The organism is Stenotrophomonas sp. PS02301 (genome assembly GCF_029959485.1).
Classification (GTDB): domain Bacteria; phylum Pseudomonadota; class Gammaproteobacteria; order Xanthomonadales; family Xanthomonadaceae; genus Stenotrophomonas; species Stenotrophomonas maltophilia_Z.
Genome location: NZ_JASCOO010000015.1, coordinates 41,044 through 65,233 on the forward strand (window position 1 = coordinate 41,044; position 24,190 = coordinate 65,233).

Here is a 24,190-nt window from a genome sequence, read left to right on the forward strand (position 1 = left end):
ACCAAGGCCGCCATGATGGCGGCCCGGGTGGGGATACACGGAACGGGCGGTCAGATGCGCTTGAACACCAGCGTGCCGTTGGTGCCGCCGAAGCCGAAGCCGTTGGACATCACCACATCGACCTTGGCCTCTCGTGCGGTGTTGGGCACGTAATCCAGGTCACAACCTTCGCCCGCTTCATGCAGGTTGATGGTCGGCGGAATGATGTTGTCGCGCAGCGCCAGCACCGAGAAGATCGCTTCCACGCCGCCGGCCGCGCCGAGCAGATGGCCGGTCATCGACTTGGTGGAGCTGACCATCATCTTGTAGGCGTGGTCGCCGAAGGCGGTCTTCATCGCCATGGTTTCGCCCAGGTCGCCCAGCGGCGTGGAGGTGCCGTGCGCGTTGAGGTAACCGACCTGCTCCGGGGTCACGCCGGCGTCCTTCAACGCCATGGTCATGCAGCGTGCGGCGCCTTCGCCGTTCTCGCTCGGCGCGGTCATGTGGTACGCATCCGAGCTGGCGCCGAAACCGGCAAGCTCGGCATAGATGCGCGCGCCACGCGCCTTGGCGTGTTCGTACTCTTCCAGGATCAGGATGCCGGCACCGTCGCCGAGCACGAAGCCGTCGCGTTCCTTGTCCCACGGGCGCGAGGCTTCAGCCGGTGCATCGTTGCGGGTGCTCATCGCCTTCATCGCGCAGAAGCCGCCCAGGGCCGTCGGCGAGGAGCCGCGCTCGGCACCGCCGACCACCATCACGTCCGCATCGCCGTACTGGATCATGCGCATGGCGGTGCCGATCGAGTGGTTCGAGGTCGCGCAGGCAGAGACCGCCGAGAACGACGGCCCCTTCAGGCCGGTGATGATGCTCAGCTGGCCCGGGAGCATGTTGATGATGGTCTTGGGCACGTAGAAGGGCGAGATCTTCTTGCCCTCGTGGAAATCGATGGTCTGCTCTTCGATGCCCAGCAGGCCGCCGATGCCCGCGCCCACGATGGCGCCGATGCGCTCGGCATTGCCGTCGGTGATTTCCAGGCCCGAATCGTTCAAGGCCATGAAGGCGGCACCGAGGCCGTAATGAATGAACGGGTCCATCTTCTTGGCATCCTTGCCAGTGACCCGGAATCTGCCGAACTGTTCGTTGTCGGCGGTGATGTCGAAGTCCCTGACCTCACCTGCGATCTTGGTGGTGAAACGGTCCAGGTAGGACTGCGAAACGTTGGTCAGCGGACCGATGCCGGAACGGCCTTCGGTGATGCCCTTCCAACTGCTGGCCATATCATTGCCCAATGGCGAGACCATGCCCATGCCGGTAACGACGACGCGACGCTTCATTGCAGATTCTCCTGACCCGGGTGTTGCGGGTATCACGCGGTATAACGCTCAAAAGCACAGGGCCGCAAGCGCGGCCCCATGGGTTTGCCGCACGCGGTCGCAGCAATCGCCACGGCCGCGCGCGAGCCGCCTGACATCAAGCCTTGACGTGGGCGTTGATGTAGTCGATCGCAGCCTGCACGGTGCTGATCTTTTCGGCTTCTTCGTCCGGGATTTCGCACTCGAACTCTTCTTCCAGCGCCATCACCAGTTCAACGGTGTCCAGCGAGTCAGCGCCCAGGTCATCGACGAACGATGCGCTGTTGGTGACTTCCTCTTCCTTGACGCCAAGCTGTTCGACGACGATTTTCTTGACGCGTTCTTCGATGGTGCTCATTGGATATCGCTCCAGATGGAGTAGTGGTTCAAAAATGACGCCATCCGGTGAGGGATGACCGTGGGATAGTGTAGTGGAAACCAGCGACACCTTGCATTGCAGCAAAACATCAAACGGATCAACCACTTGCGGCGCAGTCCTTGCGCCACATGCTTACGGCATGTACATGCCGCCGTTCACATGGAGGGTTTCGCCGGTGATGTAGCTGGCCGAAGGACCGGCCAGGAACGCCACCGCGTTGGCGATATCGGACGGCTCGCCGAGCCGCTCCAGGGCGATCGACTTGACCAGGCCGGTGCGCTGCTCTTCCGGCAGGGCCTTGGTCATGTCGGTATCGATGAAGCCCGGCGCGACCACGTTGACGGTGATCCCGCGCGAGCCGATTTCCTTGGCCAGCGACTTGGAGAAGGCGATGATGCCGGCCTTGGCCGCGGCGTAGTTGGCCTGGCCGGCATTGCCGGTCACGCCGATCACCGAAGCGATGTTGATGATGCGGCCCTTGCGCGCCTTCATCATGCCGCGGATGACGGCCTTGGAGGTGCGGAAGACGCTGGTCAGGTTGGTGTCCAGGATCGCCTGCCAGTCTTCTTCCTTCATCCGCAGCAACAGGTTGTCGCGGGTGATGCCGGCGTTGTTGACCAGGATGCTGATGGCGCCGAATTCCTTGGCGATCCCGTCCAGCACGGCTTCCAGCGCAGCGGCGTCGGTGACGTTCAGTGCGCGGCCGTGGCCACCCACGGCGGCCAGGCGTTCACCGATGGCGGCGGCACCGGCGTCGGTGGTGGCGGTGCCGATGACGGTCGCGCCCTGCGCGGCCAGTGCGTCGGCGATCGCGGCACCGATACCCCGGCTGGCGCCGGTGACCAGTGCGATTTCACCCTGAAGGGGCTTGCTCATCTCATTTCCTCAAACGGGACCGGTCCGGCCGGCCTGGCGCGAAGCCATTCCAGCACGGGCGCGATCGAAAGACATCAGGCGGCCCAGGTCTCGCGGGCCGTCTCGAAATCGGCGGGCGTGGACAGTGTGCGCGCGTCCAGCGATTTGTCGATGCGCTTGATCAATCCGCTCAGCACCTTGCCCGGGCCACATTCGGCCACGCGGGTGACGCCACGGGCGGCCAGCGCCTGCACGCAGCCGGTCCACTGCACGGGCAGGTACAGCTGCTGCACCAGCGCCTGGCGGATGGCGTCCACGCCGTCATGCACACGGGCATCCACGTTCTGCACCACCGGCAGGGCCGGGGCGCGCCAGTCCAGGCCGGCCATGGTTTCGGCCAGGCGGTTGGCAGCTTCGCGCATCAGCGGGGTGTGCGAGGGCACGCTGACAGCCAGCTTGACGGCCTTGCGGACGCCCTTCTCGGCCAGCAGCGCCAGCGCACGATCCACGGCAGCCGCATCGCCACCGATGACGATCTGACCGGGCGAGTTGTAATTAGCCGGCACGACGACCTGGCTGCCGGCGGCCTGCGCGCAGACCTCCACGACCAGCGCATCTTCGGCGCCGAGCACGGCGGCCATGGCGCCGACGCCGGTCGGGGCGGCTTCCTGCATCAGCTGGCCGCGCAGGCGCACCAGGTGGGCACCGTCCCGCAGGGTCAGCGCGCCGGCGGCTACCAGGGCGGTGTACTCGCCGAGGCTGTGGCCGGCCAGGACGGCCGGCTGGGCGCCGCCAACGGCGTTCCAGGCGCGCCACACGCCGATGCTGGCGGCCAGCAGGGCCGGCTGGGTGTATTCGGTGCGGTTGAGCATTTCCTCGGGACCGCCCTGCGACAGCGCCCACAGGTCGACACCGGCGCCGTCGGAGGCTTCGGTGAAGGCCTCGCGGATCTGCGGGTGCAGCTCGGCCAGTTCGGCCAGCATGCCCAGCGACTGCGAGCCCTGGCCCGGGAACACGAATGCGAGATTGGTATCGGTCACGCGATCATCCGCCTGCAAAAATCGAACGGCGAATGATAAAGGGGAACGTCGCCCTTCGTCTGTACTGCCGCGTATGTGGGGTCTTTGCTCAGGTGAACAGCTGGAGGATGTCCAGATCGCCGTCGCTGAAGAAATCGATGCAGATCACGGCCAGCATCAGCACGCCCAGGGTGGTGGCACCGTGCACGATCAGAATGGAATGGGCCAGTGCGCGGGCGGAGCGGCCCATCTTCATGCTGGCGCGGGCCAGCCCCTGCAGGCGGCCGGTGACGTCGTGAGCATGGGCCAGCACCGGAGCTTCGGCACCGTCCATCGCCTGCGCCATGAGGGTCTGCAGCTGTTGCGGACGGTCCTCGTAGTATTTGGCCACGCCGTAACCGAACATCAGCCAGTCGCGGGCCTGGGCCTGGGCGAGGTCCATGACTTCCAGGGGATCTTCCTCGAAATCGATGAAGCCGATCTCCTTGCCATCCCAGGTGAGGTTGCGCGGCAGCGGCTGGCCGAAGTACGCGCCCTTGCGGTGCGCCTGGGCAATGGCATTCATCGCGGCGGACACGAGGCGGTCACGGCCGGCATCGTCGGCTTCGCGCAGGCAGGTGTTGAACGAGGAGCCGTTGTCGCCCAGCACAAGGGCGGCATGGCCACTGCCGATCACACTGGGGACGTTGACCCCTTGCGCCTGCAGTTCGGCCAGGCGGCGGGCTTCGGTTTCGCGGGCGGCGTCGCCACCGCGGTGCGGCGGTGGGCGCAGGGCATCGAGCTGGAAGCGGCGGGCGATGAAGTTCAGCAGGCCCAACGCGACCACGCGGCTTCCTTCGCCGTACTGCTTCAGCCAGGCGCGCTGCCCGTCAATGACGATGGGCTCAACCATGACAGTTCTCCTGAAATGCATACGGCCCCGTAATGGGGCCGTAACGACAGCGTCACGTTGTCGTAACTGACACTATCAATAGCGCAGCAGAGCAGAACCCCACGTGAAGCCGCCGCCGAACGCTTCCAGCAGCAGCAGCTGGCCGCGCTCCACGCGGCCGGAGCGGACGGCGTGGTCCAGCGCCATCGGCACGGAGGCCGAGGAGGTGTTGCCATGCTTGTCGACCGTCACCACCACCTGGTCCATGGACATCTCCAGGCGCTTGGCGGTGGCTTCGATGATGCGCAGGTTGGCCTGGTGCGGGATCAGCCAGTCCAGATCGTCCTTGGTCAGCGCGTTGGCTTCCAGGGTTTCATCGACGACCGAGTCCAGCGCCTTGACGGCGTACTTGAACACGTCGTTGCCCTTCATCAGGATCGCGCCGCGGGCATTCTCGCCCTCGCCGAAGCCGGCCGAGACGCCCACCGGGTTCCACAGCAGCTCTTTCTTGCTGCCATCCGAATGCAGGTGGGTGCTGAGGATGCCGGTGTCTTCGTCGGCCTTGAGCACGACGGCGCCCGCACCATCGCCGAACAGCACGCAGGTGGTGCGCTCGGTCCAGTCGACGATACGGGTCAGCGTTTCCGCACCGATGACCAGCACATGGCGTGCATCACCGGAACGAATGAATTTGTCGGCCACGCTCAACGCGAACACGAAGCCCGAACAGGCCGCGTTGACATCGAAGGCGGGGCAGCCGCTCGCACCGAGCTTGGCCTGGATCAGGCACGCGGTGGACGGGAAAATCAGGTCAGGCGTGGTGGTGCCCACCACGATCATGTCGAGCTGCGAAGCGTCGATACCGGCCGCTTCAAGCGCACGTACCGCGGCGTGGTAGCCGAGGTCGCTGGTGGTCTCGCCTTCGGCCGCAATGTGCCGTTCGCGGATACCAGTGCGCGATTGAATCCACTCATCGCTGGTGTCGACCATTTTCTCCAGATCCTGGTTGGTCAACACTTTTTCGGGCAAATAACTACCGGTGCCCGCGATCCTCGAGTAGATCCGCTTGCTCATTGCATGTCCTGTAGCTCGATCGCCAAACGTGACGATCGGGAAGAATGGGGTAAAGGCCGCTGCCCGACCGGGCAGCGGCCTTTACAAATCAATCTTCTTCGACGGCCGAGTTCGACTTGGTCGTGATCACCTTCTTGCCACGGTAGAAACCGTCAGCGGTGATGTGGTGACGCAGATGCACTTCACCGGTGGTCGGATCGGTGGACAGCTGCTTGGCGCTCAGGGCGTCATGCGCACGGCGCATACCGCGGCGGGACGGGGTGACACGGGATTTCTGCACAGCCATGGGATTGCTCCAAACTCGGTTCGTTTTGCTTCGTCGTATCGTCGCGCAGGACGCCAGCGCCCAGCACAGTTTTCGCTTTCGCCGCAGCCGCCGACGACAATCCGGCTGCTATTGTTTTTTCAGTGCCGCCAACGCCGCGAACGGATTGGCCTTGCTGATTTCTTCTTCGGTCGGTGCCCAGTCCTTGTCCACTGCCTCGCCATCGGGAGACAACGGCACGACGGGCACGGCCAGGACGAGTTCGTCCTCGACCAGCTCCAGCGGTCGCAGCATGCCGTCTTCGGGCACCAGCCACGGTTCCCAGCCTTCCGGCAGCGAGGATTCTTCCTCTTCGCTGCGGATCAGGCCGAGCCGCTGCACCATCGAAACCGGCAACAGGAAGCGCTGCAGGCTGCGCTGACAGATCAGCGGCAGCGCGGTGTCGATGGACAGTTCAACATAGGATACCTGCAGGATGTCGTCGTGCGCGAATTCCAGTGCATAGGTGCACGTTCCTTCGGTATCGGCGACAAGGCCCTGGAGGCGGGTCAATTCCGCTAGATCCACCTGGCCGTCGAAGCACCTGCGTGCTGCGACCATCCGCCAAGCATCCAGCATTTCGGGCACGTTTGCGGACATAAGCCGCTGAATGTTAAGGATCGTCCGGGCCGCTGTCAAATGCCTGCGCAGTCAGGTTGCCGATCCCCGCCCCGAGGGGCCAGACTGCCGCCCTTCCGTGCCCGGTATTGTCGCATGACCCCGCTGCTGCTTGCCTCTACTTCCCGCTACCGCCGTGACCTGCTGGAGCGGCTCGGCCTGCCCCTGCAGACCGCCCGCCCCGAGGTGGATGAGACCCCCGGCCCCAGTGAGGCCCCACGGGCCTTGGCGGTGCGGCTGGCGCGCGCGAAGGCCGAGGCGGTTGCCCGCCTGCACCCGGGCCGGTGGGTGATCGGCTCGGACCAGGTAGCGGAGCTGAACGGCGCCCCGCTGGGCAAGCCGGGCACGGTGGAGGGCGCGCATGCGCAGCTGGCCGCGATGTCCGGGCAGGTCGTGGACTTCCACACGGCCGTGAGCCTGGTGCGCGACGGCGAGGCCCTGGCGACCTGTGATCTGACCCGGGTCCACTTCCGTGCCCTGGGGGCTGAAGAGATCGCCCGCTACGTGGCCGCCGAGCAGCCGCTGGACTGCGCCGGCAGCTTCAAATGTGAAGGCCTGGGCATCACCTTGTTCGAGGCGATCGAGAACCGCGACCCGACCGCACTGATCGGGCTGCCCCTGATCGCGCTGAGCCAGCTGCTGCGCCAGGCCGGCCACACCCTGCCCTGAGCCTCAGCGCAGCTGCAGCGCCTCCAGGCAGCTGGCATCAAGTTCGCCGGTGGCCCAGCCAACCCAGCGGCCCGCCAGCGGCATGGCCAGGCCCACGGGACGCCCACCGCATTGCAGGACCAGCCGCGGCGCCCTGCTCTGGGCGCTGAACTGGATGCGCCAGGCCGAGCCCCCGAGGGTGTTGCGCACCGCCACGAGGGAGACATCGCCGACCGGAACGACCACGCCGGGTGCCGCCGTTGGCGCACCCTCCAGATAGCGGGCTTCCGGCCAGGCAAACACGGAGGCCCCGTGCGCGCGCAGGCTGGGTAGCGCCGCCAGCACTTCGCCGGGCACGCTTTCGCCATGGGTCTGATCCGGATCGACCACACCGGCCGCGGCCGCCGTGGCGGTCATGTTGGCCACCCGCTGCATGCCGGCGCCGAGATAGGCCATCCACGCCGTGCTCGGCACGGCCACCAGCGCCAGCAGCAGGGCTGCCCACGCCACCCGCCCGGGATGGCGCAGGCCGACGCGCACGATCGTCCACAACACCAGACCGGACCAGAACAGCCACGACCAGGGCACATAGCGCGTTGCGGCCACCTGCGTGGGGTAGTCAGCGAAGTAACTCCAGCGGCTCAGTGCGACCAGCGCGCCCACGGCCAGGCCGAACCATGCCATCGCCAGCCCCAACGATTCCCCGGCCCCGGCGCTGCGGCCGCGCTGCCAGGTGCGCCAGGTCATGCCGAACAACGCGGTCAGCCCCGACGCACCGATCAGCAGATGCGGCCAGCGCGAGGTCAGCACCGGTCCGAACAGCGCCTCATACGCGCTCGCCACGGACTGGACCGCACCGCGCACGGGCGCGAACGGCAACTGCTGCGCCGCCGCCGGATCCAGTGCCGGCCAGGCCAGATAGATGAAGGGCGAGGCCAGCCAGCGCAGCAGCACGTCCAGCTGCGGCAGCGGGGCAAGCGCCATCTGCGTCGGCATTCCCGTCCGCCCCATGCCCAGGTGCAGCCCGACTGCCACGAGCAGGGCGGCGGTCCATGGCACCCAGTGCGACCACGGCGCACGCCGCACCATCATCACCGCCGCCAACCCCACGAACACGGCCACGCCGCTGCCGAAGGAGAACGTCGCCGCGACGCCACACACGGCGGCCACTACCGCGCCGCGACGATCGCCACGCAGCAGCAGGGCGACGCCGGCCATCAGCGCTGCGGTGATCAGGTACGCGTGGACCGATTCGTTGGCATGGGTGAGCGCGCGCTGGCTGCCCAGCCAGAAGATCGACAGCGCCGCGACCAGGGCGGCGGCGGCGCGCACCGGTGGTGCCAAGGCATCGGCCCTGATGATCCGGGCCAGCAGCCCTGCTGTCGCCAGTGCCAACGCAACGCCGGTACCGATCTGCAGCCATTGATTGCCGTGCAGCCACTCCAGCTCGGCATAGCGCACCAGGTTCGGCAGGATTTCACGGTGGCCATTGTCCGACACCAGTACGTTGCCCGGCCACGGCATCTCCAGCAGCTTCTGGGTGAAGCGCCACGGATCGGCGTACAGCACGCGTGGCGACAGCCACAGCATGGCGGCCACACCCACCGAAACGATGCCCGCCACCGCGCACCACAACGTCCGGATCAGCGCAGGCGCCACCGGCGCGGGGTACGGATGGGAAGCAGACAAGGGGGTAGATTCCTGCGGCGCATCGCGCATGACGGTGTCATCCATGGAAGAGCACGCACGTTCAGCGCGCGGGGACGGTAAAGGCCTGTTCCTGCCACTGCTCCACGCTGCCGTCCTTGCCGTGCAGCGCCATGCCGAGCCAATGACGGCCGGGCGCGAGGTGGTCGGTCTTCAGCGTGGCATCGAAGGCCACATTCGGGTGCTGCGGATCGGTGGAGATCTTCCACGCGCCGGTGATGTCGTAGGGCCGCCCGTAGACCGCATCGCCCACCGGCCTGCCATCGACCAGCAGCTCGACACGCGCGATGCCCACGCCATCCTTGAAGGCCCAGCCACGCACCTCGAGGGGGCTCCCCACCGCGGCACCGGGCTGTGGCGCATCCAGCCAGGCCATCGCCGGCGTGACGCACGGCCCGTCCACGCGTTCGGCCGGCAGCTTGAACAGCAGGAAGCGCTGGAAGCCATGATCGTTGCTGACCACACGCGGTGGCGGCAGCGGGCCGACCTGTTCGCAGACCGCGTGGTAGCGCGCCAGCAGATCGCGATAGCGCTGATCGCTGGGCGACAGCACCAGCAGCATCGGCGCGTCGCGCTGGCCATCGTGCAGCAGCCCCCACAGCCCCAGCTGCGCACTGCGGCCGTGCTTGTCGTTCAGCGGGTGGCGCAGCACCTCGATCGAGGGATCGCGCAACTGGAAGCCCAGCTCCGCCCCCACCTTGAAGTTGCCGGCCAGCACGCGCGTGCCGGGCGGCATGCTTTTCAGCTCGTCGCGCACGGCGCCTGCCAACGGTTCCCAGCCGGCAAAGTTGCGCGGGTAATACTTGTAGCCGGCCAACTGCTCGCGCACGCTCGGGATGGACGCCGTCAGGTAATAGCCGAAGGCCAGCGCGAGCCCGGCGCCGGCCAACCACCAGCCGGTACGGCGCAACCAGCGCGGCCAGCCGTTGAGCACCACCGGCACGGCGATCAGCAGCGCCAGATAACCCGGCAGCGGCCAGTGGAAACTGATGCGCTCCACATCGGTGAAGAAGCCCAGGCCGAAGATGGACAGCGTCGACACCGCGCCGATCAGGCCGAAGTAACGCCATTGCGCGCGTGCGCCGCCACCGGAGCGGGTGCCCGCCAGGGCCACCTTCCACATCGCGATGCACAGGATCGGGGTGACCAGCATCGGCTGGATCACCAGGAACCACAGCCCGCTCCATTCGAACGCCCACGGGTGGCGCTCGATCACCTGGAATTTCAGGCCCGCATCATGGTTGTCGGCATTCCACGACAGCAGCGGCAGCCACGCCAGCACACCCACCGCCAGGGCCACCCAGACGCGCGGATCGCGCAGCATGCGCCGGCCCTGCGGCAGCACCAGCAGCGCGATGAAGCCGACCACGATCACGCCGATGAAGCGGTAATGGCTGAGTGCGCCGATCGCCAGGCCGGCGGCCAGTTTTACTGCCGCCGCGGCATCGACACTGCGCAGCAGGCGCGCGCCGGCATCCAGGCACAGCACCGCAGCCAGCGCCATCGGCACATCGGGCACGGCCAGCATGCCCAGCGTGGCCGACAGCGGCATCAGCAACGTGAGACTGCCGGCCTGCCAACCGGCCACCGCACCGAACCAGCGCGTGGCGATGCGTGACACCAGCCATGGCAGCCACGCACCGATCGCCAGGAACGGCAGGCGCAGCGCGAGCACATGATTGCCGCCCACTTCCACGCCCAGGCGTGCCAGCCAGGCGGTCAGGCCCGGCAGGTCCGAATAGGCCGCCGCCAGGTGCTGGCCTTCCTGCCAGTAAAAAGCTTCGTCCACGAACAAGGGCAGACGTGCGGCCACCACCAGCTTGACGGCGGTGACCAGCGTCCACAACAACAGGAATATGGTGCGTGCGCGTTGTTCGCCCTGCATTGCTCTATAGAATCAGTGGAATCATCGAATCGAGACGGACATGGATCATTCGCCCCCCGTGCCAGCCATGCTAACCGATGTACTGCGTCAGTCCCTTCGCGCCGCCCAGGATCAGGTCAACGGGCTGGTGCTGGGCAAGGCACAGGAGGTGCGGCTGGCGTTCGTGGCGCTGCTCTCCGGCGGCCATCTGCTGATCGAGGACCTGCCCGGGCTGGGCAAGACAACCCTCGCACACGCCATGGCGTGCAGCCTCGGGCTGGGCTTCCAGCGGGTGCAGTTCACCTCCGATCTGCTGCCGGCCGATGTGCTTGGCGTCTCGGTGTATGACGCCGGCAGCCGCCAGTTCCAGTTCCACCCCGGCCCGGTCTTCACGCATGTGTTGCTGGCCGACGAGATCAACCGCGCGCCGCCGCGTACCCAGAGTGCGCTTCTGGAAGCGATGGCCGAGCAGCAGGTCACCCTGGATGGCGTGACCCATCCGCTGCCGGATCCCTTCTTCGTCATCGCCACCCAGAACCCGGTCGACCTCTCCGGTACGTTCCCGTTGCCGGACTCGCAGCTGGATCGCTTCCTGCTCCGGTTGGCCCTGGGCTACCCCAATCCGGAATCGGAACGCGAGCTGCTGCGCGGCACCGATCGCCGCCATCTGATCGCGCAGGCCACCGCGCGCCTGAGCGAGGTGGACGTACGCACGCTGCGCGAGGCGGTGGGCCAGGTGCATGCCAGCGAGGCGTTGATCACGTATGTGCAGGCCCTGCTCGCCCGCAGCCGCCAGCACGCCGGGGTGCGCGTGGGCCTGTCGCCGCGTGCCGGCCTGGCATTGCTGCGCGCCGCCAGGGCGCATGCGCTGCTGCTCGGCCGCGCGCATGTGGTGCCCGAAGACGTGCAGACCCTGTTCGTGGCAGTGGCCGGGCATCGCCTGGTGCCCGAGGCAGAAGCCGGCAACGGGCCGGCACTGGCCCGCGCCATCCTCCAGACCGTGCAGGTCGACTGAGATGCGCCGCGGCTGGGGAGCCCGCTGGCAGCAACTGCAACATCTGGCGCGACCGCGCCGCCCAGAGTACCTGCCGTGCCGGTTCGACCGGCGCCGCATCTATGTGCTGCCGACGCGGTTCGGGCTGTTCGTCGCCGCGCTGCTGTCGGCGATGCTGCTCGGCGCGCTGAACTACAACAACAATCCTGCGCTGCTGCTGGCCCTGTTGCTGGCGACGGTCAGCATCGCCAGTGCGATCAGCGCGCACCTGCAGCTGTCCGGGTTGCAGGTGGATGCGGTCTCCGCCGAGCCGGTCACCGCGGGCGCGCCGTTGCGGCTGCGCATCAGCCTGTCGCGCGCCGATACCCGTGCCCGGCGCGGCCTGCAGGTGGAGCACGAGGGCGTGGCCGCGTTCGGGCACCTGATCGACAGCGACCAGATCGAAGTGGATCTCGAGCTGCCCACGCACCGGCGCGGCTGGTTCGACCTGGCCCGCATCCGCATCGCCACCACGCAACCGCTCGGTCTGGTGCGCGCGTGGTCGTGGGTCTGGCCGGAAACGCCGTTGCTGGTCTATGCCGCACCGGAAACGCACGCACCCGCCCTGCCGGAAAGCGGCGGTGACCCCCTGCATACCCGCGTGCATGCCAGTGGCGACGAGCTGCATCAGCTGCGCCCGTATCGCGCTGGCGACCCGATGCGCAGCATCGCGTGGAAACACTCCGCGCGACGCGACACCCTGTTGGTGCGCGAGTACGAAAAGCCGGTCGGGGTGGAGATCGTGCTGGACTGGTGGCACCTGGCACCGCTGGGCACCGAAGCAAGGATCGCACGCATGGCGCGCTGGATCGACCTGGCCGAGCGCGAAGGCCGCCGCTATACGCTCAAGCTGCCCGGCCAACCGGTGCTCGGGCCCGGCAACGGCAGTGCCCATCACCACCTGTGCCAGCGCGCGCTGGCGCTGTTGCCCCATGACTGACCGGCCCGTGTCCCTGCTCAGTCCCGGCGCGCGCTACTGGACGCTGGCCAGCGCGGCGCTGGGCCTGTTGCCGCTGCTGCTGCAGCTGCCCACCGTGCTGGCCACCGTCATCGCCGGTGTCGCACTGCTGACCGCGCTGGCCTCGCGGCAGCGGCTGCTGCCGGGCGCCCTGCGACTGTTGCTGGTGCTGGCCATGCTGGCCGCCATTTATTGGCAGATGGGTCCACGGCCTGGCCGCGACACCGGCTGCGCGCTGCTGGCCGCAATGCTCGCGCTGAAATCCAGCGAGCTGCGCAGCCTGCGCGATGGCCGCAGCCTGGTCGGCTTCGGGCTGTTCGGCCCGTTCGCCGCGTTCCTGCTCGACCAAGGCCCGTTGACGATGACGCTGGCCGTGCTGGCCGGCCTGGTCGCACTGCTCGCCCTGCAACGCCTGGCACACCTGGAGGGACAGGCACCGCCAGCGCCCCTCAAACGCCAGTTGCGCGGCATCGGCCGGCTGGTCCTGCTCGGCCTGCCACTGGCCTTGGCCGGTTTCTGGCTGTTCCCGCGCTTGAGCGAACCGCTCTGGGGCATCCCGGACCGCGCGGTGGGCAAGCCCGGCCTGTCCGACACGATGGAGCCCGGGGAGTGGCTGGACCTGATGGCCGATGACACCCCGGCGCTTCGCGTGCAGTTCTTCGGCGCGATCCCGGCGCCGCAGCAACGTTATTGGCGCGGGCCGGTACTGACCCATTTCGATGGCAAGCGCTGGGAGCAGGACCGGCGGCAGATCACGCGTGCGCCGGCCGCGGTGACCCACGCCAGCACGCAGTGGGACTACCAGATCGATTACGAGCCGACCGATCGCCGCCAGCTGGTCGCGCTGGATCTGCCGCTGCAGGCACCGCCCGGCAGCGACCTGGATGCCAACCACAGCCTGCGCAGCCACGCGGCGTTGAACGCGCTGACCCGTTGGCGGCTGAACTCGGCACCGGCGGTGGCCTATACCGACGCGCTGACGCCTTACGAGCGGCGCCTTGCGCTGCAGTTGCCCGACGGCTTGAATCCGCGCACGGCAGCCCTGGCCCGGCAGTGGCGACAGGACGCGGGCAGCAATGATGCGGTGATCGTGCAGCGCGCGCTCGACTGGGTGCGGGCGCGTTTCGTCTACACCCTGGATACGCCCGAGCCCGGTCGCGATGGCGCGGACGAATTCCTGTTCGATCAGCAGGCCGGCTTCTGCCAGCACTTCAGCTCCTCGTTCGTCGTATTGATGCGCAATGCAGGCATCCCGGCGCGGGTGGTGACCGGCTTCGCGGGCGGCATCCGCAACCCGTATGGCGACTACTGGGTGCTGCGCCGGATGGATGCACATGCCTGGGCCGAAGTGTGGCTGCCGGGGCGTGGCTGGGTGCGGGTCGATCCGACCGCCGCCGTTGCGCCGGAGCGCGTTTACGACACGCTTGAGGACCGGCTGGGGGCCGGCGCCGCCGGCGCCACGCTGGACAGCCGATGGCTGCAGATCGGGCAGATGGGCGACTGGCTGCGCCGGGGCTGGAACGACCTGGTCCTGTCCTTCGATGCCAACCGTCAACAGCAGCTTCTTGAACCGTTTGGTTTCGAGCGGCTGGATCCGAGCCAGCTGGTGGGAATTTTCATCGTCTTCGCACTGGCCGCGCTAGGCTGGATGGCATGGCTGCTGGCCCGGGGCGAACGCGAGCGCGACCCGCTGCTGCGCGCGTGGCACGTGCTGGGACGCCGGTACGCGCGCTATGGACTGTCCCGCGCCAGCGCCGAACCGGCTGGCGAGTGGGCACGCCGGGTAGACCGGCAGCGACCCGATCCTGCGCTGCTGTCGCTCAGCGCGCGTTTCGTCCAGGCGCGCTACGCTGGCGCTGACGTCGACCTCACTTCATTATTGCGCGACCTGCGCAGGCATCGCCCGACCTCCGGAGCATCCCCATGAAGATTCAAATCCTGCTTCCCCTTGCTGCCTCTCTGGCATTGGCTGCCTGCGCCACCGCGCCCAAGCCGTTGCAGGGGCAGTTCAGTATGGTCAGCCCGCGCGACGCGGTTCCCACCCAGCAGGTGGGCACCCCGGTGCGCTGGGGTGGCCGCATCATCGAAACCAATCCGGGCCAGGGCCAGACCTGCTTCCAGATGATTTCGCGCCCGCTCAACGGCAGTGGCCGCCCGAGCACCACCTCGGCCGACGCCAGTGACGGCCGCTTCATCGCCTGCCGCGCCGGCTTCTATGATCCAGCGGTGTTCGAGCCGGGCCGCGATGTGACCTTCATCGGCAAGATCGGCGGCTACGAGAACACCCGGATCGGCGAGTACGACTATCGCCTGCCGAAGCTGGATGCCGACGTCATCTACCTGTGGCCGGAACAGCGCCAGGTGGATGTGGTGCCCGCCTACCCGTACGGCCCGTGGGGCCCGGGCTGGGGTCCGGGTTGGGGCTACCGCGGCTGGGGCTGGTGGTAACACGCTGACGCAGAAACGCCGCCCTCGGGCGGCGTTTTTGTCTGTGCCTGGCCGGCTCAGCCGTTGGGCGTACCGAAGTGACCCAACTGCGCGCCGGCCAGCAGGTGCAGGTGGATATGGAACACCGTCTGCCCGGCGTGCTCACGGCAGTTCATGACGATCCGGTAGCCATCCTGCGCGAAACCTTCGCGGCGCGCGTACTCCGCGGCGGCCATGGCCAGCTTGCCGATCAGGTGTGCCTGCTCCGGGCGCACGTCATCCAGGGTAGGGATCGCCTCGTGCTTGGGAATGAACAACACGTGCACCGGCGCCTGTGGGGCGATGTCCTTGAAGCCGAGCACGTCCTCGTCTTCGTAAACGATGGTGGCCGGGATTTCGCGGCGGATGATCTTGCCGAACAGGGTGTCGTGACTCATGAGGGCACCTCGTGGAACAGGGCCTTGGAGAGTAGCGCGGATGCGCCCCCGGTTTCGATCATTGCCGCGCGGTGCGCCGCGTCATTCCTGCACTTCGGTACGCGTGCCGAAGGCGTGCGACAGCGTGCCGCGATCCACGTATTCCAGTTCGCCACCCAGCGGCAGACCCTGCGCGAGGCGGCTGGGCCGCACCTTGCAGCTGCGCGCCATCTGCGCCAGGTAATGCGCGGTCGCTTCGCCTTCCACGGTGGCGCTGGTGGCGATGATCAACTCGTTGACCTCGCCCTGCTTCAGCCGCGCCTCCAGCTGATCCAGGCCCAGCTCGCGCGGGCCGATGCCATCCAGCGGCGACAGCCGCCCCTGCAGCACGAAGTACACCCCGCGGTAGCCGGTGGCCGTTTCGATCGCCAGGCGATCGGCCGGTGATTCCACCGCACACAGCTGCTGGCGCTCGCGGCTGCCGTTGGCGCAGACCGCACAGATATCGGTCTCGCTGAAATCCCGGCACTGCTCGCAATGCCCGATCCGCTCGATCGCCTTGGCCAGCACCTCGGCCAGCTTCTGGCCGCCCTCGCGCTCGCGCTCCAGCACGTGGTACGCCATGCGCTGGGCGGTCTTCTGGCCCACGCCCGGCAACACGCGGAAGGCCTCGATCAATTGTTCGAGCAGGGGCAGGCTCATGGCGGATCGCTCATCTCAGAAACAAGCGCGCGAAGCCCGGAGGCTTCGCGGCGCGGTCAGCACGGTCGCGCCAGGCAGACACCCGGCGCAGGCGGTGGGTCAGAACGGCAGCTTCATGCCCGGGGGCAGCTGCATGCCGGCGGTCGCCGAACCCATGCGGTTCTTCGACTCGGCGTCGATCTTGTTGGAGGCATCGTTGAACGCGGCGGCCACCAGATCTTCGGTCATTTCCGCATCGGACAGCACCGACGGATCGATGCGCACCTTGCGGCATTCCTTGGTGCCGGTCAGGGTCACGCTGACCATGCCGCCGCCGGCGCTGCCGGTGACTTCCAGCTTGGCGAGGTCTTCCTGGGCCTTCTGCAGGTTTTCCTGCATCTTCTGGGCCTGCTGCATCAGTTGGGCGATATTGCCGCGCATGGGTCTTTACTCTTCAAAAGGACGAATGGAATCGGCGACGACCCGGGCACCGTGTTGCTGCACCAGCAACTGCACCGAAGGGTCGGCCATGAAAGCGGCTTCCGCCGCCGTCTGGCGTTCGCCACGCTGGCGGTCAGCGCGCTGATGCAGGGTCTCGGCACCGGCTGCACCGGTATCGATCACCAGGCGCGGGGCCTGCCCCAAGGGGCCGGTCAACGCCGCGATCAGCGCCGCCTGCGAGCGGTCCGAACTCAAGTACTCAAATCCGGGCGAAATCGCCAGTTTCAAGACGCCGTGCTGGTAGCTGATGAACGCCGAGTGCGCAGCCAGCTGTTTGGACGGGCCATTGAGCTGGCTGCCGGCCACCAGTTCCAGCCAGGCATCGGCGGTCAGGTCACCGCTTTCGCCGACGGGCGCGGTGTCCGGAGCAGATGGGGCGATGGCGATGCCCTGCGGGCGGGCCACCGGGGCGGGGGCATCACGTACAGGCGCGGGCGCAGCAGGTGCCACGGTCCGCTCGGCCGGCGCTTCCCACGGGGCGACCATGGCCGCATCCGGGGTGGCCATTTCAGCAGCCAGCGCTTCGTCGCGATCGGCGGCATCGCTCTCGTGGTGCCACGGCGGCAGATCGTCGTCGGCAGCGGGCGCTGCGACGGCGGGCTTGGCCGGTTTCACCGGCTCGGCGGCTGCCGGGGGCGGGGCCGGGGACGGTTGCTTCGGTGCCGGCGGTGCGGGCTCAGGTGCCGCGGAGACAGGAGCAACCACGGGCGCCAGCGGGGCCGGCTGAGCCACGGGGGCGCTCGCCTTGACCGGCGCCACGACCGAAACAGACGCCGCGCTGGCTGCCGCAGCGGCCATGCCGGTGCCTTGGCCGCTGGCCTGGCCACCACTGTTCACGGCGGTCCCGGTGCCCGGATCGCGGGGCACGGGCGGTACCGCGGCGGCGGGACGGAAGGCCAGCATGCGCAGTACGGCCATCTCGAACCCGGCGCGCGGGCTCGGGGCCAGGTGCAGGTCACGACGGCCGCCCAGGGCCATCTGATACCAGAGCTGGACCACTTCCGGGCGCAGGCGCTGGGCGAAGGCCTCGGCATCGATCCCCTCGCCCGCCGTCGCGGCGCCCGGCACCAGCTGCTGCACCTGGATCCGGTGCAGGGCCTCGGCCAGGGCATCGAGCACCCCGCTCCAGTCCGGCGAGAACTCGGCCAGCAGGGCCACGGTCTGCAGCAGGCGCGGGCCATCACCATCGGCGAGCGCATCCAGCATCGCGGCGACCTGGGTGCGGTCCACCGTGCCCAGCATCGCGCGCACCACATCCTCGCGCAGCGCACCGCCGGCATAGGCGATCGCCTGATCCAGCAGCGACAGGCCGTCACGCAGGCTGCCATCGGCGGCCTTGGCCAACTGCACGATCGCGGTCGGGTCGAACTCGATTTCCTCGGCCGCCAGGATCTTGGTCATCTGGCCCTGGATCTGGTCCTCGTCCAACCGCTTCAGGTTGAACTGCAGGCAGCGCGAGAGCACCGTCACCGGCAGCTTCTGCGGATCGGTGGTGGCCAGCAGGAACTTCACGTGCTCCGGCGGCTCTTCCAGCGTCTTGAGCAGCGCATTGAACGCCGCCTTGGACAGCATGTGCACTTCGTCGATCAGATAGACCTTGTACTTGCCGCGGGAGGGCATGTACTGGGCGTTCTCGATCACCTCGCGGACATCATCCACACCGGTATTGGACGCGGCATCGATCTCGAGCAGATCGATGTAGCGGCCGGAGTCGATATCCAGGCAGGCCGGACACTGACCGCATGGATCGGCGCTGGTGCCCTGCTCGCAGTTCAGCGACTTGGCGAAAATACGGGCAATGGTGGTCTTGCCGACCCCGCGGGTGCCGGTAAACAGGAACGCATGGTGCACCCGGCCGCTGTCCAGCGCATTGCTGAGCGCACGGACCACGTGTTCCTGGCCCACCAGCTCGGCAAAACGCTTCGGACGCCACTTGCGGGCAAGGACGAGATAGGACATCAGGCCACCGTCTTCATCGGGACGACCATTGTGCCACGCCTGTCCAGCCCCCCTGCCCTTCGTGACGAACCGCTTGTGCGAATCCAATTCCCCCGCTAGAATCTGCGCCCCTGCAGCGGGTTATCGCAGCAGGTCCGGAGAGGTGTCCGAGCGGTTGAAGGAGCACGCCTGGAAAGTGTGTAAGCGTCTAAACCGCGCTTCGGGGGTTCGAATCCCCCTCTCTCCGCCACACAAATAAAAAGGCCGCCCTCAGGGGCGGCCTTTTTATTTGTGCGACGGACAGCATGGGGGACGAGAACCCCAACGGGTTCGACGGATTCGCCCGGAGCGAATCCGGACAGCCGAACTGGCCCTGGAGCGCGTCAGCGCGGAAGGGCTGGGTGCATGGATGCACCCAGCAATCCCAATGAAGCAGCCACCCTGCATCCGAAGCCTCTGCGCCGCCAACGCTAGCGCCACGCAAACCGTCGCCACCGCTAACGGTAGAGCCGACCGCTGGTCGGCTGCTCTTTGCGCAGCCACCCCATGCCAAAGTCTCCCCATGCCCACCCTCCGCCCCTACACCCCAACTGACGCCCCCGCCTGCCTCGCACTGTTCGACACCAACGTGCCGCGTTACTTCGCCCCACACGAACGCCAGGACTTCGCCGCCTACCTGCTCCACCCACACCGCGCCCACGACTATCTGGTCATCGAACACAACGGCCACCTCGTCGCCTGCGGCGGCCTCGCCCTCGACAACGAACACACCGCGGCCTTCTGCTGGGGCATGGTCGACCGCACCCGGCATCGCCAGGGCCTGGGCACGCAGCTCTCCCACGCACGCCTGGCTCACGCAAGAACGCTCGGCGCCCAGCGCGTCACGCTCAGCACCAGCCAATACACGCAGGCGTTCTACGCCGGCCTCGGCTTCGTCGTCACCCACATCACCCCCGATGGGCACGGCCCCGGACTGGATGCGGTGGAGATGGCACTCGAACTGGCGCCACGTTGAGCGGCGCCAGTGATTGGAGTGCGTCAGGGTTACGTCAGCCACGCATCGCGTGGCCCTACCCCCGAGCGCGCAGCGTGCGTTTTGAACGCCTCAGCTGCTGCTCAACTTCATCAACACCAACCCGCTCACGATCAACACCGCCGCGGCAATCCGCATCGCGCTGACCTGCTCGCCGAGGAAGGTAATACCGATCACGAACGCGCCAACCGCGCCGATGCCGGTCCAGATCGTGTACGCGGTGCCCAACGGCAACGTGCGCATCGCCAACGACAGCAGCCAGAAGCTGGCAATCATGGTCACGAGGGTGATGATCGAGGGGGTGAGCTTGCTGAACCCCTCGGACTGCTTCATCGAGAACGCCCAGACAATTTCCAGTACACCGGCTGCCAACAGATAGATCCAGGCCATGCGGCCCTCCTTGATGGGGGCCAGGCCGTCCTGGTCAGTGATTCCCGAAATGGGGGAGGCCGTTCCTCCTGTACAGCGCATTTTAGCAACCCGCCCGCGCATTGGCCGCTCCGTGTCACGACGGGCTACACGGGATTCAGCCTCCGCGTCTGGCACTGCGTGCCACGCATGCGCTAGAATGCGCGACTGCACTGCCGGGCCTGTTCCTGCGGTGCACCTTCCGCCTGCGGCCGGCTGATCCTTGATCGCCCTGCAGCCGGAACGTCTCTATGGTGGCCCCGTCGGCCCCTCGCGACGCTAGGTCGAAAATCCCGCCAGGGCCGGAAGGCAGCAACGGTATCGATCGACGCGGGCGCCGAGGTCAGCCGGCGGGGCCGCCACCTTTTTGGGCTCCCGGTTTTCCCCACGCGATGCTGCCGCTCAAGGCGCTGCGGGCGTGCCCTGGTGGAACACCATCCGCCATGTCTCGCCGTGCAGCCGCCACAGCGAGCTGCGAAGCACCTCGCGCTGGCGCGCCCCGTCGATCACATACCAACTGCGGTAGCGCACCTGCGCCAGCGTCGGGGCCAGCAGGCCGACCTCGTAATCGCTGGACACGATCTCCACCTGCGCGCGCTCGCGCGGAATCTCGGCCAACGCAGCAGCACGGTCGAAACACGCGCCCGAGCTGCCTATCTCACGGAAGTCGTCATCCAACAGCGCCGCCAGCTGCGCGACATCACCGCGGACCGCCGGCCCATGCAACGCGCGTTCGAGCGCCTGCAGATGGGCGGCCAGCGCGTCATCCATGCTCAGGGCGGATCCTGGGCCAGCACGTGCACGGCGGTCGGGGTGGCCAGCGCCACACGTTCACCGGGCAGGGCCACGCGGTGGCCATGCTGGCGCAGCGCATCGCCGTCGCTCTCGCTGGCGTAGTGGTACAGCAACATCCGCGCCTGCAGCTCGGGCGTGTACTCACGCTCCAGGTCATCCACACCGGTGTGTGAGGGATTGCCGTGCAGGCCGCAGTCGTGGGCGATCAGTTCATTGTCGTCGGCATAGCGCGCCAACATTTCCGGAATCGGGCGGGTATCGCCGCTCCAGGTGACCGCGCCCTTCAGGCGCAACCCATACGCGGTTTCCGGCCAGTGATGGCGCACCGGGAAGACTTCCAGGCGCACGCCGTCATGCCAGAACGCATCGCCGACCACGATCAGCTGGAAGGCATCCCAGAAGTTGGCGCCGCCCTCGGCCAGCACGTTCGGATAATCGGCCACGCGCTTGTGCAGCAGCGGCACGACCGTCGCCGGCACGTACACGCGGATGCGCCCACGACGCTGCGGCGAGAAATAGGCATCCACGAACAGGCGTTCGAAACCGGCGACATGGTCCAGGTGCACATGGGTGACGAACAGGGCCTGCGGCACATGCCCGTAGTGCGCCTGGAAGGCCGTCAGCCCTTCCCCGCCGCAATCGATGGTGAGCCACGGGCGGCCGTCGCGCTCGATCACCGCCATCGGCGAACCCAGCTGCACGGCCGACGCATTGCCGACCCCCATGAAGCGCAATGCCCAGTCCATCAGTAACCCCGGTTCCAGGCCAGGTCGTAGGCGCGGCGCAGCCGTGCGTAGTCCTTTTCGACGTCGTCATGACTGCGTTCACCGCGCAGCTTGATCAGCGAGCGCAGCAGCCGCTTGAGATTGCGTTCGCGCCAGCGGGTGGCCGGGATACGCAGCACGCCGCGATCGAAATCGATCAGCCAGCCGTGGCCGTTGGCGTCGAACAGAATGTTGTGGGCGTTGAGATCGGCATGGTCCAGCCCGGCGCGATGGAAGCGCGCGATCAGCCGGCCGGTCTCTTCCCATGGCGCGCCGCGCCCGGCGACCAGCGCGCGGTCGGCCAGCGAGCGCACGCCCTCCAGCCGCTCCATCAGGATCGCCGCTTTGTAGCGCAGGCCTTCGCGCATGTAGAACGCGGCGATCGGGCGCGGTACCGGCAGCTTCTGTGCGTGCAGGGCGCGCATCAGCCGGAATTCGGTAAAACTGCGGGTGCGGTTGGCGCCGCGCCAGAGGTAGTGGTCCCGGCTGAGCTTGGCCGCCAGGCCGCCGCGCAGGTACTGGCGCAGCACGGCATGACCGAAGGGCGCATCGACGAACCAGGCGCCGCCGCGGCCGCCATCGGCGACCGGTCGTGCCCGCTCGCCCCAGTGGGCCGGCGCGAACAGGCTCATCTCGGCTTGCCGCAAGGCTTCGCGGTCGAACAGAATGGCGCCGATACCGCGTCCATCGCGGCAGGGCGTCAGCGCTTCAGTGGCGTCGAATGCGACCATTCCTTCGAGTCTAACAACACCATGGCACCAACGTCCTCTTCCTTGTGTCTTTTGCGTTTGTCCGCGCTGGGGGACGTGACCCACGTGGTGCCGCTGGTGCGCACCCTGCAGCAGGCCGATCCCGGGGTGTCACTGCACTGGATCATCGACAAGGCCGGCCACAAGCTGCTCGACGGGCTGCCCGGCGTGACCTTCCACAGCTACGACAAGAAGACCGGCCTGGCCGGCATGCGGGCCCTGCGCGACAGCCTTCCCGCGGGGCGGTTCGATGCGCTGCTGCAGATGCAGGTCGCCTTCCGCGCCAACGTGCTGTCTGCCTTCGTACCCGCCAAACGCCGCATCGGCTACGACAGATCGCGCTCCAAGGACCTTCACGGGCTTTTCATCAATGAGCGCATTCCCGACCGCCCGGGCATCCACGTACTCGACGCGATCGGCAGCTTCTGCGAGCCGTTGGGCCTGAAACAGACCGAGGTCAGCTGGGACCTGGCCGTGCCGCCGGCGGCGTTCGAGTGGGCCAATGCCCAATGGGCCGACGATGGCCGCCCGGTGTTGATGATCTCGCCCTGCTCCAGCCACGTGCGCCGCAATTGGTATGCCGACCGCTATGCGGCCGTGGCCAACCACGCCACCTCACGCGGCTGGCGGGTGGTGCTGTGCGGTGGGCGCAGCGACCTGGAGCGCGGCATGGCCGATGCCATCCAGGCACAGCTCACCACCCCGGCGCTGGATCTGGTCGGCAAGGACACGCTGAAGCAGCTGCCCGCCCTGTTGGCGCGCGCCGCGCTGGTGATGACGCCCGATTCGGGCCCGATGCATATCGCCAACGCGATGGGCGCCAAGGTGCTGGGCCTGCATGCGGCCAGCAACCCGCACCGCAGCGGCCCCTACTCCGACCGCCGCTACTGCGTGGACCGCTACGACGCTGCCGCGCGCAAATTCCTGGGCAAGCCGGCCAGCGAACTGAAATGGGGCGCGAAGATCGAATTCGACGACGTGATGCAGCTGATCACGGTCGAGGACGGCATCGCCGCCTTCGAGCGGTATGTCGCCGATTACGCCCCGCGCGGCGCGTAATCCTTGTACGACTTCTCTTCCACGTAGAGCGAGCCCAGCGCCAGGTTGATGTCCTTCTTGATGCGGGCACGCTCATCGTTCTGCTGGTAGACGCTGCGGGCCAGTTCGACGAAGTGGTCATCGAAGGCCTGGGCCTTGTCCTGCAGGCGGATGTTGTCTTCGATGTCCCACAGGCGCTCGTTGACGGCCTTCAGCTCGGCACGCAGGCGCGCGATGTCCTTGACCCCGGCCGGGTGCGCCATCCAGGTCTTTTCCAGCGCGCTCAGCTCGGTGCGGATGTTGGCCAGCTTGGCCTCGTCGCTGATGCGCTCGGACTTGATCTGCAGGATCGAGATCTTGTCGAGCAGTTCACCGAAGGACACGGGGACGAGGATTTCAGCGGTCATGGTGGGGATCCGTATACGTGAGGTGGGCAGTTTAGCGGAGCGCATGTTGGAGGGGTGTGGGGCAAGCGTGCGGCCGCTTCATTGGGACTGCTGGGTGCATCCATGCACCCAGCCCTTCCGCGCTGCGCGCTCCAGGGCCGCGCCTCCCAGAGCTGGAGACGCCGTTGGGGATGACCGCGTCGCCGCGCGCCCGGGAATGTCGGTGATGGCGCTGAGGGCTTCGGAAACAGGGTGGCCGCTTCATTGGGATTGCGGGGTGCATCCCTGCACCCCGCCCTTCCGCGCTTGCGCGCTCCAGGGCCAGACGTTCGTCTGTCCGGATCTGCTCCTGCAGATCCGTGGGGGCCCCCCCGCGGCGGGGGGGGGGGCGGG

26 protein-coding genes, 1 tRNA gene and 1 other RNA gene are annotated in these 24,190 nt (G+C 67.6%); 9 read left to right on the forward strand and 19 right to left on the reverse strand.

Annotated features, from left to right (window positions below; all coding sequences use genetic code 11):
* Window positions 1-50 precede the first annotated feature (50 nt).
* From fabF to QMX81_RS06510, 8 genes are all read right to left on the reverse strand, one after another.
* Window positions 51-1,313, reverse strand: coding sequence for a beta-ketoacyl-ACP synthase II (gene fabF, locus QMX81_RS06475; protein ID WP_121043063.1), 1,263 nt, complete (start codon window positions 1,311-1,313; stop codon window positions 51-53).
* A gap of 136 nt (window positions 1,314-1,449) precedes the next feature.
* The gene (acpP, locus tag QMX81_RS06480) at window positions 1,450-1,689 is read right to left on the reverse strand and encodes an acyl carrier protein (RefSeq protein WP_017357544.1); all 240 of its coding nucleotides are present in this window, start codon (window positions 1,687-1,689) and stop codon (window positions 1,450-1,452) included.
* Between the two features lie 153 nt (window positions 1,690-1,842).
* On the reverse strand, window positions 1,843-2,586 hold the full coding sequence (fabG, locus tag QMX81_RS06485; RefSeq protein ID WP_121043061.1) for a 3-oxoacyl-ACP reductase FabG: 744 nt from the start codon (window positions 2,584-2,586) through the stop codon (window positions 1,843-1,845).
* Window positions 2,587-2,660: 74 nt separating this feature from the next.
* The gene (fabD, locus tag QMX81_RS06490; RefSeq protein ID WP_282259817.1) at window positions 2,661-3,605 is read right to left on the reverse strand and encodes an ACP S-malonyltransferase; all 945 of its coding nucleotides are present in this window, start codon (window positions 3,603-3,605) and stop codon (window positions 2,661-2,663) included.
* A gap of 88 nt (window positions 3,606-3,693) precedes the next feature.
* On the reverse strand, window positions 3,694-4,476 hold the full coding sequence (locus QMX81_RS06495) for a serine/threonine protein phosphatase (RefSeq protein WP_282259819.1): 783 nt from the start codon (window positions 4,474-4,476) through the stop codon (window positions 3,694-3,696).
* Between the two features lie 75 nt (window positions 4,477-4,551).
* A complete protein-coding gene (locus tag QMX81_RS06500; protein WP_152154360.1) occupies window positions 4,552-5,529 on the reverse strand; it encodes a beta-ketoacyl-ACP synthase III in 978 nt (325 codons plus the stop codon).
* Between the two features lie 88 nt (window positions 5,530-5,617).
* The gene (gene rpmF, locus QMX81_RS06505) at window positions 5,618-5,815 is read right to left on the reverse strand and encodes a 50S ribosomal protein L32 (protein WP_017357626.1); all 198 of its coding nucleotides are present in this window, start codon (window positions 5,813-5,815) and stop codon (window positions 5,618-5,620) included.
* Window positions 5,816-5,923: 108 nt separating this feature from the next.
* Window positions 5,924-6,433 carry a YceD family protein gene (locus tag QMX81_RS06510; protein WP_121043054.1) on the reverse strand — a complete coding sequence of 170 codons (510 nt, stop codon included), beginning with the start codon at window positions 6,431-6,433 and terminating at the stop codon, window positions 5,924-5,926.
* Window positions 6,434-6,547: 114 nt separating this feature from the next.
* Here QMX81_RS06510 and QMX81_RS06515 point away from each other — a divergent pair, with 114 nt between their 5' ends.
* Window positions 6,548-7,120 (forward strand): nucleoside triphosphate pyrophosphatase, encoded by a 573-nt coding sequence (locus tag QMX81_RS06515; RefSeq protein ID WP_282259827.1) that lies wholly within the window; start codon window positions 6,548-6,550, stop codon window positions 7,118-7,120.
* Between the two features lie 3 nt (window positions 7,121-7,123).
* Here the strand turns inward: QMX81_RS06515 and QMX81_RS06520 are convergent, their stop codons facing one another.
* Both QMX81_RS06520 and QMX81_RS06525 read right to left on the reverse strand, forming a co-directional pair.
* Window positions 7,124-8,788: a hypothetical protein gene (locus QMX81_RS06520; RefSeq protein ID WP_282259831.1), complete on the reverse strand. Its 1,665-nt coding sequence runs from the start codon at window positions 8,786-8,788 to the stop codon at window positions 7,124-7,126.
* 61 nt (window positions 8,789-8,849) lie between these two features.
* Window positions 8,850-10,691, reverse strand: a complete 1,842-nt coding sequence (locus QMX81_RS06525) for a glycosyltransferase family 39 protein (RefSeq protein WP_282259833.1) — start codon at window positions 10,689-10,691, stop codon at window positions 8,850-8,852.
* Window positions 10,692-10,731: 40 nt separating this feature from the next.
* On the opposite strand from QMX81_RS06525, the gene QMX81_RS06530 reads away from it, so the two are divergent.
* Genes QMX81_RS06530 through QMX81_RS06545 form a run of 4 tightly spaced genes read left to right on the forward strand, consistent with a single transcriptional unit; the run spans window position 10,732 to window position 15,109 of the window.
* The gene (locus QMX81_RS06530; RefSeq protein WP_121043048.1) at window positions 10,732-11,685 is read left to right on the forward strand and encodes an AAA family ATPase; all 954 of its coding nucleotides are present in this window, start codon (window positions 10,732-10,734) and stop codon (window positions 11,683-11,685) included.
* Between the two features lies 1 nt (window position 11,686).
* A complete protein-coding gene (locus tag QMX81_RS06535; RefSeq protein WP_282259837.1) occupies window positions 11,687-12,643 on the forward strand; it encodes a DUF58 domain-containing protein in 957 nt (318 codons plus the stop codon).
* On the forward strand, window positions 12,636-14,588 hold the full coding sequence (locus tag QMX81_RS06540; protein WP_282259839.1) for a DUF3488 and transglutaminase-like domain-containing protein: 1,953 nt from the start codon (window positions 12,636-12,638) through the stop codon (window positions 14,586-14,588). Before QMX81_RS06535 ends, QMX81_RS06540 begins: the two co-directional genes overlap by 8 nt.
* The gene (locus tag QMX81_RS06545; protein WP_019185338.1) at window positions 14,585-15,109 is read left to right on the forward strand and encodes a Slp family lipoprotein; all 525 of its coding nucleotides are present in this window, start codon (window positions 14,585-14,587) and stop codon (window positions 15,107-15,109) included. The genes QMX81_RS06540 and QMX81_RS06545 overlap by 4 nt, the downstream gene beginning before the upstream one ends.
* A 56-nt stretch (window positions 15,110-15,165) precedes the next feature.
* On the opposite strand, the gene QMX81_RS06550 is transcribed toward QMX81_RS06545, so the two are convergent.
* The 4 genes from QMX81_RS06550 to dnaX form a co-directional block, all read right to left on the reverse strand.
* Window positions 15,166-15,525, reverse strand: a complete 360-nt coding sequence (locus QMX81_RS06550) for a histidine triad nucleotide-binding protein (protein WP_121043042.1) — start codon at window positions 15,523-15,525, stop codon at window positions 15,166-15,168.
* Between the two features lie 81 nt (window positions 15,526-15,606).
* Window positions 15,607-16,206: a recombination mediator RecR gene (gene recR, locus QMX81_RS06555; RefSeq protein WP_121043040.1), complete on the reverse strand. Its 600-nt coding sequence runs from the start codon at window positions 16,204-16,206 to the stop codon at window positions 15,607-15,609.
* Window positions 16,207-16,305: 99 nt separating this feature from the next.
* A complete protein-coding gene (locus QMX81_RS06560; protein ID WP_019185335.1) occupies window positions 16,306-16,626 on the reverse strand; it encodes a YbaB/EbfC family nucleoid-associated protein in 321 nt (106 codons plus the stop codon).
* 6 nt (window positions 16,627-16,632) lie between these two features.
* Window positions 16,633-18,645 (reverse strand): DNA polymerase III subunit gamma/tau, encoded by a 2,013-nt coding sequence (gene dnaX / locus QMX81_RS06565; RefSeq protein WP_282259848.1) that lies wholly within the window; start codon window positions 18,643-18,645, stop codon window positions 16,633-16,635.
* Between the two features lie 136 nt (window positions 18,646-18,781).
* Between dnaX and QMX81_RS06570 the strand changes: the two genes are divergently transcribed.
* Both QMX81_RS06570 and QMX81_RS06575 read left to right on the forward strand, forming a co-directional pair.
* A tRNA-Ser gene (locus tag QMX81_RS06570) sits at window positions 18,782-18,874 on the forward strand.
* A gap of 312 nt (window positions 18,875-19,186) precedes the next feature.
* Window positions 19,187-19,639 carry a GNAT family N-acetyltransferase gene (locus QMX81_RS06575; RefSeq protein WP_282259850.1) on the forward strand — a complete coding sequence of 151 codons (453 nt, stop codon included), beginning with the start codon at window positions 19,187-19,189 and terminating at the stop codon, window positions 19,637-19,639.
* A gap of 90 nt (window positions 19,640-19,729) precedes the next feature.
* Here the strand turns inward: QMX81_RS06575 and QMX81_RS06580 are convergent, their stop codons facing one another.
* The gene (locus tag QMX81_RS06580) at window positions 19,730-20,047 is read right to left on the reverse strand and encodes a multidrug efflux SMR transporter (RefSeq protein ID WP_123728503.1); all 318 of its coding nucleotides are present in this window, start codon (window positions 20,045-20,047) and stop codon (window positions 19,730-19,732) included.
* 278 nt (window positions 20,048-20,325) lie between these two features.
* Between QMX81_RS06580 and ffs the strand changes: the two genes are divergently transcribed.
* Window positions 20,326-20,422, forward strand: an RNA gene (gene ffs, locus QMX81_RS06585) — signal recognition particle sRNA small type.
* A 45-nt stretch (window positions 20,423-20,467) separates the two neighbouring features.
* Here the strand turns inward: ffs and QMX81_RS06590 are convergent.
* From QMX81_RS06590 to QMX81_RS06600, 3 genes are read right to left on the reverse strand one after another with little or no spacing between them, the layout of a single operon-like run.
* The gene (locus QMX81_RS06590; RefSeq protein WP_282259854.1) at window positions 20,468-20,836 is read right to left on the reverse strand and encodes a nuclear transport factor 2 family protein; all 369 of its coding nucleotides are present in this window, start codon (window positions 20,834-20,836) and stop codon (window positions 20,468-20,470) included.
* Between the two features lie 2 nt (window positions 20,837-20,838).
* Complete coding sequence (locus QMX81_RS06595) at window positions 20,839-21,606, reverse strand: MBL fold metallo-hydrolase (RefSeq protein ID WP_282259857.1); 768 nt, start codon at window positions 21,604-21,606, stop codon at window positions 20,839-20,841.
* Window positions 21,606-22,355, reverse strand: coding sequence for a 3-deoxy-D-manno-octulosonic acid kinase (locus QMX81_RS06600; RefSeq protein ID WP_121042999.1), 750 nt, complete (start codon window positions 22,353-22,355; stop codon window positions 21,606-21,608). The genes QMX81_RS06595 and QMX81_RS06600 overlap by 1 nt, the downstream gene beginning before the upstream one ends.
* A 21-nt stretch (window positions 22,356-22,376) precedes the next feature.
* Between QMX81_RS06600 and QMX81_RS06605 the strand changes: the two genes are divergently transcribed.
* On the forward strand, window positions 22,377-23,432 hold the full coding sequence (locus QMX81_RS06605) for a glycosyltransferase family 9 protein (RefSeq protein WP_121042997.1): 1,056 nt from the start codon (window positions 22,377-22,379) through the stop codon (window positions 23,430-23,432).
* Here the strand turns inward: QMX81_RS06605 and QMX81_RS06610 are convergent.
* Window positions 23,411-23,818, reverse strand: a complete 408-nt coding sequence (locus QMX81_RS06610; RefSeq protein WP_019185792.1) for a DUF6165 family protein — start codon at window positions 23,816-23,818, stop codon at window positions 23,411-23,413. The two genes, QMX81_RS06605 and QMX81_RS06610, sit on opposite strands and share 22 nt — an antisense overlap.
* Between the last annotated feature and the right edge of the window lie 372 nt (window positions 23,819-24,190).